The following is an 11734-nucleotide window of genomic DNA, read 5'->3' as shown; positions in this document are numbered from 1 at the left end:
AGTTTAGCATCGTCGGCAGCCGCCATAAATGCGCCTAGCGCGGTAAGTTCGGCAATATCGGTAGGCCCCACGGAAGTATTTGAGCCCACTGACCCAAGCTTAGCAGCGTCGGCGGCCGCCATAAATGCGCCTAGCGCGGTAAGCTCGGCAGTATCGGCAGGCCCCACGGAAGTATTTGAGCCCACTGACCCAAGTTTAGCAGCGTCGGCGGCCGCCATAAATGCGCCTAGCGCGGTAAGTTTGGCAGTATCGGCAGGGCCGACAGAAGTGTTTGAACCAACTGATCCCGCGCTTGCTGAATCTGCTGCAACTGTTAATGCGGCTGCTGATCATGATAAAATAGAATCTGCTGCGACTAGTGCGACACCCAAGTCAGCACATGGGCTAGGACTATCCTTAGGGGATATTATGACCGCTGAGCACGATGCCCAGGCGGACTTAGCGTTATTTAAGGATCAGCCAACAACGGCGGCTTCTGCAGCACCACAGTCAAGTACTGCGCAGACTCGTTCACACGTTAACGAAGAACCTTATCAACCGGTTGGCATGCGGCCAACTAGCACAAGTCCTGCTGTGACGTCGGCAACGGCCACGCCAGTCAGCGTTGTGGCATCATCCACGGTCCCTTCACAAGAAAGTGGGGAAGCGACTAGTGTGACTATGGCACCGTCACAGGCGGCTACTTCTGCAGTTACAACTAGTCCCGCTTTGTCAGAGACATCTGCAGTGGCTTCACAACCTGAGTTAGTTCATAGTGGCGGTTCAGCGGCCCCCGTCCTTGAGGATAAAGAATTAGCGGCTTATCATTTGCCACCGCTGAATCTGTTGAAAGCACCGATCGTGGCCAATGAATCTGAGATGGATGATTGGATCGAGCAGAAGGCCAGTGCGTTAGATGAATCTCTGGACGCATTTGGTGTCAATGCCAACGTTGTCGATTGGACGATTGGACCAACCGTGACTCAGTTCCAAGTAAAACCTGCTCGTGGCGTCAAGGTCAGCAAGATTACCAACTTAAATGATGATTTGAAATTGGCCTTGGCTGCAAAAGATATTCGAATTGAAGCGCCGATCCCTGGCCGTAATACGATTGGGATTGAAATTCCAAATGCGAAATCGCGGCCGGTGATGCTGTCTGAAGTTTTAGATTCTGACAAATTCCGCGACAGTAAGTCACCATTGACGGTCGCACTCGGTGTCGATTTATTCGGGCAACCACAAGTCACTGACCTGCGGAAGATGCCGCACGGTTTGATTGCGGGGGCTACGGGTTCTGGAAAATCAGTCTTCATCAATAGTATCTTGGTTTCGATTCTGTACAAAGCGAACCCACAACAAGTTAAATTGTTGTTAATTGATCCGAAGGCCGTAGAACTAGCACCATACAACGAGATTCCACATTTATTAGCACCCGTGATTTCAGAACCCAAAGCCGCTTCGGCAGCGCTGAAATGGGTCGTTGATGAAATGGACAACCGGTATGATAAACTTGCCGCTGGTGGTGCCCGGAACATTGAGCAATTCAACAAACTGGCCGACGAACATGACGAGCCGGCTCTAAAAATGCCGTATATCGTGATTGTAATCGACGAATTAGCTGATTTGATGATGGTTGCTTCTAGTGAGGTCCAGGATTACATTGCCCGAATCACCCAGAAAGCCCGTGCGGCAGGGATTCATTTATTAGTTGCGACTCAGCGGCCAAGTGTTGATGTGGTCACTGGTTTGATCAAGAATAATATCCCAACGCGGGTGGCCTTCATGGTTGCCAGCCAGATCGATTCGCGGACGATTCTGGACGCGAGTGGGGCGGAACGTCTGTTGGGACGCGGTGATATGTTGTATCTTGGCAACGGTCAACCCGCACCGATTCGGTTGCAGGGGACGTTCGTGGACAGTGAGATCGACAGTATCACTCAGTTTGTCCGTGATCAGGCAGCACCGCACTATGAATTTCAACCAGACAGCCTAGTGAAGCACGAGGAAGCAGCACGCAATGAAGATGACTTGATGCCTGAAGCATTGGCTTACATTGCTGATGAAGATACCATGTCGACATCGAAGTTGCAACGAAACTTCTCGATTGGCTATAATCGGGCGGCCAATATTATTGATGATTTGGAAAGTCGCGGCTACGTTTCAGCAGCTAAGGGTTCCAAACCACGAGATGTTTATTTCACAGCGGCAGATTTAACTAAATTACAAGCCAATTCATAATTAAAAATAAAGCGATTCACCTCATGATTGATGAATTGTGAATATGGGAGATTATTAGCATAATGGATAAAGCAACGGTTTATTATTTTGTTGGGATCAAGGGCTCTGGGATGAGCTCACTAGCCTTGATTTTACATGACAAGGGTTACCAAGTTGAAGGCTCAGATATTGAACAATATACGTTTACGCAAAAAGGTCTAGCTGCAGCTGGCATTAAGATGCTACCGTTTTCCGAAGATAACATTCGCGAAGGCCTCACAGTGATTGCGGGGAACTCATTTACTGATGACCATCCTGAAATCAAAAAGGCGCGTGAAATGGGGTTGCCCGTTTATCGCTATCATGAATTTCTTGGAAAATTAATGGAAGGCTTCACGAGTATTGGTGTGGCCGGGACTCACGGGAAGACGTCGACAACTGGTTTGTTGTCCCACGTTTTGAGTCATATCGCTCCCACCAGTTACTTGATTGGTGATGGGACCGGTAAAGGCACCCCTAACGCGCGTTTCTTCGTTTTTGAAGCGGATGAATATCGGCGGCACTTCGTTGCTTACCATCCCGATTATGCCATCATGACGAACGTTGACTTTGACCATCCTGATTACTACAAGGATTTAGCTGACGTTCAATCCGCTTTCCAACAATTTGGCAATCAAGTGAAGAAGGGCATCTTTGCTTGGGGTGACGATGAAAGTTTACGACACCTCGATGTTGATACCCCAATTTACTATTACGGGACGAATGACCGTGACGACTTTCAAGCGGTTAATATCAAACGAACGACTAAGGGGTCTTCATTTGAAGTGAAGTATCACGATGAATCGTTAGGGGAATTTGAAATCCCATTGTTTGGTGAACACAATGTCTTAAACAGCACGGCTGTCATTGCGGTTTCTTACTTTGAAAAGGTGAACTTTGACGAAATTCGGCGGGAACTCCTCGACTTTAGTGGAGTTAAACGACGTTTCTCAGAACATCAAGTTGGCGATATGGTCATGATCGACGACTACGCACATCATCCATCAGAAATTAAAGCAACATTGGATGCTGCACGCCAAAAGTATCCGGATAAGGAAATCTTGGCCGTATTCCAACCACATACGTTCTCACGGACGAAAGCATTGATGGATGGCTTTGCAGCCAGCTTAAGCAAGGCAGATCACGTCTTTTTGACCAATATCTTCAGTTCTGCCCGTGAAAAATCTGGTGATGTTTCCTCCAAAGACTTAGCTACTAAGTTACCCAATGGTGGTGAAATTATCACGACCGATGACATGTCTGCTTTAACGGCTTACCACAATGCCGTCGCTGTCTTTATGGGTGCTGGTGACATTCAAAAGTACGAAAAAATTTATGAAGACCAAATGAAATAATTTTTAAAAAAGCGGCCCCAGCAGGGCCGCTTTTTTAGTCTGTCTTTAAATTGATTTAGCGTAAACCGGCGTTAGCATCCAAGATGAAACCCTATGAGAGATGTTAGATTATTGCTAGACAACAGTTGTGCGACCTATTTTGACCTTACAAGTTTTAATGGAACTTATGCAGTCGATAAATAAAGCACCAATGAGGATAATTCACTAGAATCTCCGTCATTGGTGTTTTATTAGTGTGTATGATTTCTAGGGATTAAACACGTGGTTAGTGAGGCAGGTGCAGTAGTCTTAGTTTTGTTGCTTCTGGGCTTTGTTTAACATTTTCTTAGCTTCACAATCATAGTCGCAGGCCGCACATTTGCCCTTTTTAGCACGTTTGACCACGCGATAAATCTGATAGCCAGCAGCCCCAATAATTAGTGCGATAATTAAGAAATTAACGAATAATGCCATGTGAATCAAACTCCTTTCAGATAAATAATTGACCAACTTGGTAAATGACGAAGGCCAAGGTGTAAGCAATGACCAAACTCGAGCAGACGGCGTAAACAGCCCACTTGGTCGATCCAGTCTCGGACTTGATGGTCCCAATCGTGGCGAAGCACGGGACATATAGCAAGATGAAGACGAGCATCGCGTATGCGGATAACGGTGTGAAAAAGCGCCCCATCATGGCAATCAAGCCGGCCTGATTTGCGCTGTGGAACATTACCATCATACTAGAGCTGATGACTTCTTTGGCTAGAATCCCAGTAAAGAGGGCTGAGATAACTTGCCAAGCAGTCACACCGAGTGGCGCGAACAGCGGTAATAGTGTTTTGCCAAGTGTCGCGGCAAAGCTGTTGTCGATGTCGCTGACTAAGCCGCTAGTGCCGAATGAGGAAAGTAACCAAATCAAGACCGTACCGGCAAAAATGATAGTACCTGCCTTTTTGATGAACCCTTTACCCTTATCCCAGGTGCCACGCCAAATAATGTCAGCCCGGGGAATATGATACTGTGGTAACTCAACGATGAAGACGGAACTATCATCGACGTTGAAAATCAGTTGATAAAATTTAGCCATACCGAGGGCGACCGCAATGCCAAGAAAGTAAATCGACAAGACAATTAGGGCCTGATTTTTCGGGAAAAAAGCGGCCACAAATAGGCTGTAGATTGGCAGACGGGCGGAGCAACTCATAAATGGGGAAATCAGCGTTGTAATTAAGCGTTCTTTAGGTTGTTCAATTGTCCGGGCGGCCATAATACCAGTGACGTTGCATCCAAATCCAATAATTAGGGGGATAAATGCCTTCCCGTTGAGTCCAATCATCTGCATCAAGCGGTCCGTAACTAGTGCTGCTCGTGCCATGTAACCTGAATCTTCCAAGATTGAAATACAGGCAAACAAGACAAAAATTTGGGGAATAAAGACGAGCACGCCACCGACCCCTGCAATTAGGCCGTTAACAATCAGTGAGCGCAAGACCGGGATGGCTCCAGCCATGGTCAACCAGTGACTCACGGTGGTGGATAGTGGTCCGGAGACGAAGTTATCTAACAAATCTGACAGGGGCGTGCCGACCCAATCAAAGGATAATTTGAACATCAAGTAGAAGATTCCCACGAAGACGGGTAGCCCTAAGAACGGATTGGTGACCCACTTGTCGATTTTAGCAGTCATCTCGACGTGGCTGGTGCTTGCCAAGTTTTGACTAGCGCTGGCTAAGGTTTGCTCAATAAAATCTAGTCGGGTTTGGAAGATCTGCTCGTCGAATTTTTGAGCGTCGTAATAAGCGACTTGACTAGTGAGTGGTGTCAATCCCATGTGTTTCGCGTAGGCTCGAATTGGCTTATTTTGATTAATAAATTGAATCGTCAGCCACCGTGCGAAGTCTGCTGTCAAATCAAATTTTTTGATGAGCTGTTGGCTAGCCTGACGAATGGCTTGCTCAATCATGAAAGGATAGTTGAGTTTGAGCGGTGTCGCGGCCGGATGGGGACCTGCCAATAAGTCTTCGCGTAGTTGATGCAGCCCTTCTTTATTGCGGGCGTTAGTCGCTTTGATCTGACAACCAAGTTGTTCAGCTAGCGTGTCAAAATCATAATAATGGCCCGTCCGTTTGAGGTCATCAATCATGTTGAGTGCGATAATCACCGGTGCGCCAAATTCCAACACTTCGATCGACAGTAGTAAGTTACGCTTGAGCTGACTCGCGTTGGTCACGTTCAGAATTAGATCAGGGTGGTTATGTAGCAGATAGTTGGTGACGACTGCTTCATCTTTGGTGATTGGATTAAGTGAATAGACTCCGGGTAAATCGACCATTTCAACTTCAGAGTACCGAATCCGGCCCATCTTCTTCTCAACGGTCACGCCGGTCCAGTTACCGACGTACGCGTATTTATCCGTCAGTTCATTGAATAGCGTGGTCTTACCAGTATTGGGATTTCCGAGCAATGCAACCGTCGTCATCTTAATGGCCTCCAATCAACGTTTGAAATACGGTGTACCGAATCCCAATCCGTTGTTGATCAATCTGAACAATTACTGGTCCGTGAAACGGATAGTAGCGGACAACGGCCAGCGGACTGCCGACATGTAGCCCTAAGCTGTGCAATCGTTGAACGGTCTGATTATCCAAACCTGTGAATTGTTGAATATGTAATTGTGATGTATTAGTAACGGATTGACTTAGCATAAGGCTCAGTCCTTTCTGAATATTCCAATAGTGAATAATTCATCAAAAATATTATACCTACATCATAGCATGAAAGGGCTTTTATTAATATGGGGAAAAGCCTTATTTTCTTTTGAAATGAAAACGGTTATACTCTAAGTATAGAATACAAAAAGGCCGATGTTACGCTATTTTTGTTGAAGCCGTTGACTAATCATTATATACGGAAGGAATAACGGCTTGGGTAATAAATTCAATTGTTGGAGGATGATTTAAATGGCAACCTTGGAAGTTAAAGATTTACACGTTGAAGTGACGGATGATGAGCAAAAAAAGTCTCGTGAGATTTTAAAAGGCGTCAATTTATCTATGAAAACTGGTGAAATTCATGCCATTATGGGACCAAATGGGACTGGTAAGTCCACTTTATCACAAACTATTATGGGCCAACCGGCTTATCACGTTACTCAGGGTGATATCTTGTTGAACGGCGAAAGTATCGTAAACATGCCAGTTGATGAACGTGCACGTAAGGGACTCTTCCTCGGCATGCAGTATCCAGCTGAAATTCAAGGGGTCACCAACGCTGAATTTTTACGGGCAGCAATGAACGCACGTCGACCAGCTGATGATCAAATCTCAGTGATGGCCTTTCTTAAAGAACTCGACAAGAACTTGGCACTACTTAATATGAGCGAATCCATGACGGAACGTTACCTAAACGAAGGTTTCTCCGGTGGTGAAAAGAAGCGTAACGAAATTTTGCAATTATTGATGATCAAGCCATCATTCGCCTTATTAGACGAAATTGATTCCGGGCTTGATATCGATGCGTTACAAGTGGTTTCTAAGGGTGTTAATTCGATGCGGGGCGATAATTTCGGCTCATTGATTATCACGCATTATCAACGGCTGTTAAACTACATTGTGCCCGATGTCGTTCACGTGATGATGGGTGGTCGAATCGTGAAGACTGGTAACGCCGACTTAGCAAAGACCCTTGAAAAAGAAGGTTATGCTGGTTTACGTGACGATTTGAACATTGATGTCAAACTTGTTGATGACGAAGATTAGGGGGTGGCAGTAATGGAAGCAACTGCTGATTATGAAACTATCAAAACAACGCTAGCTGCGGCTGCTAACGAACATGGTGAACCGCACTGGCTCGTTGAACGCCGTTTAGCGGCTTTAGATGCGATGCAAGGCCTAGCGGTTCCCAAAGCTGATCGCTTTAGTATTCGCGACTGGCCACTGACGCCCACCGACCAACCACTAAAGTTCAGTCGTTCGGATCGAACTTTAGCAACTGATGTAACGGCCGAAGCTGGTCATATCCAAATCGTACAAGTTGGGCAGACAACGGTGACCGTCAATTTGCCTGATGAACTAGATGATCAGGGTGTCATTTTGACCGATATGTTCACGGCTTTTCGCGAACATCCACAGCTAACTGAAAAACATTTTATGGGCAAAGTCGTCAAAACTGACGAGGACCGGTTGACCAGCTACCATACCGCGTTTTTGAACGCCGGGGTCTTCCTATATGTTCCTAAAGGGGTTACTGTCAAAGAACCAATTGAGATCACCACGATTCAGGATAGTACCCGAGTGCAACCGTTAATTAGTCACGTCTTGATTGTGGCTGAACAAGACAGTCATTTCGCAGTAACTCAGCACCTGACAACGAAGGATGACGTCGATAATATCGCCAACTGTGTTGTAGAAATTTTGGCACGGGCTGACAGTGAAGTGCATTTTTCAGCGTTCGATGAACTCGGGGCCAACACGACTGCTTATTTGAATCGGCGGGCCGCGATCAGTCGGGGAGCCAAAGTCGATTGGGCTATCGGGATGATGAATAACGGTAACACTTTCGGGGACTTTGACTCGGAACTGATCGGTGAGGGCGCCAAATCCGATGCCAAGGTCATCACAGTGACGACCAAGGCCCAGGATGTCTGTGTTAATACGCGGGTCACTAACCGTGGTAAGAAGACTGACGGCAATATCGTACAACGTGGGGTCATTATGGAAAAGTCTAACCTGATTTTTAACGGAATCGGTCACATTATTCACGGGGCCTCCGGTGCACATGCTGAACAGGAAAATCGGGTTTTGATGATGTCTGATGATGCCCATGGTGACGCGAACCCGATTCTATTGATCGATGAAAATGACGTGTTAGCTGGACATGCAGCAAGTGTTGGTCAAATTGATCAAAATCAAATGTACTATTTGATGAGTCGCGGGATTGATAAACCACAGGCCCAACGGTTGGTTATTCGGGGCTTCTTAAGTACCGTGATTGGTGCGATCCCATCGAAGACTGTCCGGACTCGCTTAACGAACACGATTGAAAGGAAGCTTGAAGATGGCATCCAATTTTGAGTCGTTACGGTCAGATTTTCCCATTCTAAACCAACAAGTGAATGATGAACGACTTGTCTACCTGGATAATGCGGCGACTGCGCAGCGCCCCAACCAAGTCGTGGATGCGCTCGTTCACTTTTATCAACACGATAATGCCAATGTTCATCGCGGTGTGCACACCTTAGCAGAGCGGGCCACTAGTCAATACGAAGCTGCGCGCGCCAAGGTGCAACGGTTCATCAATGCTGCAAAAACGGATGAAATCGTCTTCACCAAAGGGACGACGGATAGTCTCAATCTGATTGCCAGTACTTATGGCGAAGCCAATATTCAAGCGGGTGATGAGATCGTCATTTCCATTATGGAGCACCATAGTAATTTAATTCCGTGGCAACAGTTAGCATTGCGTAAGCACGCCACCTTGAAATATATTGAGTTAACGGCGACTGGTGAATTGGACATGGCCGATGCTGCCAACAAGATTACGGATCGAACAAAAATCGTTTCAGTGACCCATGCTAGTAATGTATTGGGAACGGTCAATCCAATCAAGGCGTTAGCACGATTGGCGCATCAACACGGTGCCCTGATGATTGCGGATGGGGCGCAAGCAGCCCCTCATATGCCGGTCGATGTCCAGGCACTCGATGTTGATTTTTACGCATTTTCGGGGCATAAAATGCTGGGACCAACCGGCATTGGCGTTCTATATGGTCGTGAGAATTTATTAGCTACGATGCCACCGTATCAATTTGGTGGTGAGATGATTGGCTTTGTTCACCGTGATGACAGTACCTGGGCGGAACTACCGTGGAAGTTTGAAGCGGGCACTCAGAACATTGCCGGTGCGATCGGCTTGGGCGCGGCGGTTGATTATTTGACGCAACTCGGTATGGATCAAGTTCAGCAACACGAACAGCAATTAGTCAATTACTTATTGCCTAAGTTGATTGCAATGCCTGGTGTCACGGTCTACGGTCCCCAAGATCCCCAACATCATACGGGCGTCATCGCCTTTAATATCGACGGTTTGCACCCGCACGACGCGGCTACCGCGTTGGATATGGAAGGTGTCGCCGTTCGCGCGGGTCATCACTGTGCACAACCCCTGATGGCAGCGCTCGGCTTAGTAGCAACTGCACGGGCTAGTTTTTACATTTACAATACACAAGCGGACGCTGATCAATTATTAACGTCACTCCAAGCAACAAAGGAGTTTTTCGAACATGGGACTGTCTAAATTAAGTGGCTTATATCGCGAAGTGATTTTAGATCATGGTGATCATCCGCATCATAAAAATGCGTTGCCAAACGCAACACATGCCATTACGTTGAAAAATCCAACTTGTGGCGACGTCATCAATTTGGCTATTCAATTGGATGCGCATGATCAAATCGAAGATATTGGATTTACGGGTGAGGGCTGTACCATCAGTCAAGCATCGGCCAGTATGATGACGGATGCGGTGATGGGTAAGTCGAAAGAACAGGCATTGGCAATGGCTAAGACATTTTCGGATATGGCGATTGGCAAGCAACACCCGCAGGCCGATATGGATGCCTTAGAAGACGCCGCAATTTTATCGAATATTATGCAATTTCCGGCACGAATCAAATGTGCCACGCTAGCTTGGTGGGCTTTGCAACGGGCATTGCTTGCTGAAAATGGCAATGAGGAGGAATCAGAAGTATGAGTGAAGTACCTGACGTGGTCAAAAATGACCGTGATTATGAATATGGATTTCATGACGATGTCAAACCAGCATATTCAACTGGGCGAGGATTAACGGAAGCCACGGTGCGCGAAATTTCCGCGGCAAAACATGAGCCACAATGGATGTTGGATTATCGGTTAAATGCCTATCATGAGTATTTAAAGATGCCGATGCCTAAGTTTGGCCCGGATCTCACGAAACTCGACTTGAAGGACATGCTGTATTATCAGAAGATGACCGATAAAAAGTTCCGTGACTGGAAAGAAGTCCCAGCTGACTTGAAGCGGACGTTCGACCGGTTAGGTGTGCCTGAAGCTGAACGGAAATACTTAGCCGGTTCATCGGCGCAGTATGAATCTGAAGTCGTTTATCACAATATGCGTAAAGATTTTGAAAAGTTAGGTATTATTTTTACCGATACCGATACGGCGCTTCACGATTATCCAGAACTGTTCAAGAAGTGGTTTGGGAAACTCGTCAAACCAACCGATAACAAGTTTGCGGCTTTAAACGCGGCGGTCTGGTCAGGTGGGTCCTTCATTTATGTGCCTAAGGGTGTCCAGACGAAGACGCCAATTCAGTCATATTTCCGGTTAAATGCTGAAAACTCGGGTCAGTTTGAGCGGACTTTGATTATCGTGGAAGATGGTGCCAGTGTCGACTATGTCGAAGGGTGTACGGCCCCTAATTATTCTTCAGATAGTTTGCACGCGGCCGTTGTTGAAGTCAATGTTGAGCCCAACGCTTACTGCCGTTATACAACGATTCAAAACTGGTCTGACAATGTTTATAGCCTGGAAACTAAGCGAGCTGCAGCGGCCGAAAATGCCACGATGGAATGGGTCGATGGGAATTTAGGTTCGAAGGTTACGATGAAGTACCCAAGCGTTTATTTGAATGGGGAAGGTGCCCGCGGGACCATGTTATCGATCGCGGTTGCCAGCAATGGCATCCACCAAGATTCTGGTGCTCGGATGATTCATAATGCTAAGAATACCTCCAGTTCGATTGTTTCGAAGTCCATCGCTAAGACTGGTGGTGCGACTGATTACCGTGGAACCGTGCGTTTTGCCAAGCATTCAGACGGTTCCAAAGCGCATGTTGAGTGTGATACGATCATCATGGATGACCAGTCGTCTTCCAACACGATTCCGTATAATGAAATCGACAGTGCTAACGTCGCGATGGAACACGAAGCTAAGGTGTCCAAAATATCAGAAGAACAGCTCTACTACTTGATGAGCCGAGGAATTTCAGAAGCTAAGGCAACCGAAATGATTATCATGGGATTCGTAGAACCATTTACGAAGCAATTACCGATGGAATATGCTGTTGAATTAAACCGGTTAATCAGCTTTGAGATGGAAGGTTCAATCGGGTAGTAAGGGGTCAAGTG

At 46.6% G+C, this 11734-nt stretch carries 10 protein-coding genes; 7 read left to right on the top strand and 3 right to left on the bottom strand.

Annotation, left to right across the window (positions count from 1 at the left end; all coding sequences use genetic code 11):
* Together MMY95_RS04310 and murC are read left to right on the top strand one after the other, a co-directional pair.
* Nucleotides 1-2217, top strand: a 2217-nt coding sequence (locus MMY95_RS04310) for a DNA translocase FtsK (protein WP_241277516.1), incomplete at its 5' end; no start/stop codon positions are given.
* A 62-nt stretch (nt 2218-2279) separates the two neighbouring features.
* A complete protein-coding gene (murC, locus tag MMY95_RS04305) occupies nt 2280-3590 on the top strand; it encodes a UDP-N-acetylmuramate--L-alanine ligase (protein WP_202861350.1) in 1311 nt (436 codons plus the stop codon).
* Between the two features lie 288 nt (nt 3591-3878).
* Here the strand turns inward: murC and MMY95_RS04300 are convergent, their stop codons facing one another.
* The 3 genes from MMY95_RS04300 to MMY95_RS04290 are packed head-to-tail and all read right to left on the bottom strand — an operon-like array spanning nt 3879 to nt 6274.
* Nucleotides 3879-4043 (bottom strand): FeoB-associated Cys-rich membrane protein, encoded by a 165-nt coding sequence (locus MMY95_RS04300; RefSeq protein ID WP_003640260.1) that lies wholly within the window; start codon nt 4041-4043, stop codon nt 3879-3881.
* Between the two features lie 16 nt (nt 4044-4059).
* Nucleotides 4060-6048, bottom strand: a complete 1989-nt coding sequence (gene feoB / locus MMY95_RS04295) for a ferrous iron transport protein B (protein ID WP_104795667.1) — start codon at nt 6046-6048, stop codon at nt 4060-4062.
* A gap of 1 nt (nt 6049) precedes the next feature.
* The gene (locus MMY95_RS04290) at nt 6050-6274 is read right to left on the bottom strand and encodes a FeoA family protein (protein WP_003640262.1); all 225 of its coding nucleotides are present in this window, start codon (nt 6272-6274) and stop codon (nt 6050-6052) included.
* 255 nt (nt 6275-6529) lie between these two features.
* On the opposite strand from MMY95_RS04290, the gene sufC reads away from it, so the two are divergent.
* The 5 genes from sufC to sufB are packed head-to-tail and all read left to right on the top strand — an operon-like array spanning nt 6530 to nt 11720.
* Nucleotides 6530-7327: a Fe-S cluster assembly ATPase SufC gene (gene sufC, locus MMY95_RS04285; RefSeq protein ID WP_003640263.1), complete on the top strand. Its 798-nt coding sequence runs from the start codon at nt 6530-6532 to the stop codon at nt 7325-7327.
* A gap of 12 nt (nt 7328-7339) precedes the next feature.
* Nucleotides 7340-8641, top strand: a complete 1302-nt coding sequence (gene sufD, locus MMY95_RS04280) for a Fe-S cluster assembly protein SufD (RefSeq protein ID WP_241277515.1) — start codon at nt 7340-7342, stop codon at nt 8639-8641.
* Nucleotides 8625-9863, top strand: coding sequence for a cysteine desulfurase (locus MMY95_RS04275; protein WP_053267641.1), 1239 nt, complete (start codon nt 8625-8627; stop codon nt 9861-9863). The genes sufD and MMY95_RS04275 overlap by 17 nt, the downstream gene beginning before the upstream one ends.
* Entirely contained in the window at nt 9850-10317 is a 468-nt protein-coding gene (gene sufU / locus MMY95_RS04270; protein WP_003640266.1) for a Fe-S cluster assembly sulfur transfer protein SufU, read from the top strand. The genes MMY95_RS04275 and sufU overlap by 14 nt, the downstream gene beginning before the upstream one ends.
* Nucleotides 10314-11720 carry a Fe-S cluster assembly protein SufB gene (gene sufB, locus MMY95_RS04265; RefSeq protein WP_003640267.1) on the top strand — a complete coding sequence of 469 codons (1407 nt, stop codon included), beginning with the start codon at nt 10314-10316 and terminating at the stop codon, nt 11718-11720. Before sufU ends, sufB begins: the two co-directional genes overlap by 4 nt.
* Nucleotides 11721-11734: the final 14 nt, after the last annotated feature.

Source organism: Lactiplantibacillus sp. ME-2, assembly GCF_022549155.1.
Taxonomy (GTDB): Bacteria; Bacillota; Bacilli; order Lactobacillales; family Lactobacillaceae; genus Lactiplantibacillus; species Lactiplantibacillus plantarum.
Note: the sequence above shows the minus strand (reverse complement) of the source record. Positions and strands in the feature narration are given on the sequence as shown.

Excerpts from the sequence above, each read along its gene's own strand:
- sufC (WP_003640263.1), top strand. The coding sequence starts at position 6,530 with ATGGCAACCTTGGAAGTTAAAGATTTACACGTTGAAGTGACGGATGAT.
- MMY95_RS04300 (WP_003640260.1), bottom strand. The coding sequence starts at position 4,043 with ATGGCATTATTCGTTAATTTCTTAATTATCGCACTAATTATTGGGGCT.
- sufD (WP_241277515.1), top strand. The coding sequence starts at position 7,340 with ATGGAAGCAACTGCTGATTATGAAACTATCAAAACAACGCTAGCTGCG.
- murC (WP_202861350.1), top strand. The coding sequence starts at position 2,280 with ATGGATAAAGCAACGGTTTATTATTTTGTTGGGATCAAGGGCTCTGGG.
- feoB (WP_104795667.1), bottom strand. The coding sequence starts at position 6,048 with ATGACGACGGTTGCATTGCTCGGAAATCCCAATACTGGTAAGACCACG.
- sufB (WP_003640267.1), top strand. The coding sequence starts at position 10,314 with ATGAGTGAAGTACCTGACGTGGTCAAAAATGACCGTGATTATGAATAT.
- MMY95_RS04275 (WP_053267641.1), top strand. The coding sequence starts at position 8,625 with ATGGCATCCAATTTTGAGTCGTTACGGTCAGATTTTCCCATTCTAAAC.
- sufU (WP_003640266.1), top strand. The coding sequence starts at position 9,850 with ATGGGACTGTCTAAATTAAGTGGCTTATATCGCGAAGTGATTTTAGAT.
- MMY95_RS04290 (WP_003640262.1), bottom strand. The coding sequence starts at position 6,274 with ATGCTAAGTCAATCCGTTACTAATACATCACAATTACATATTCAACAA.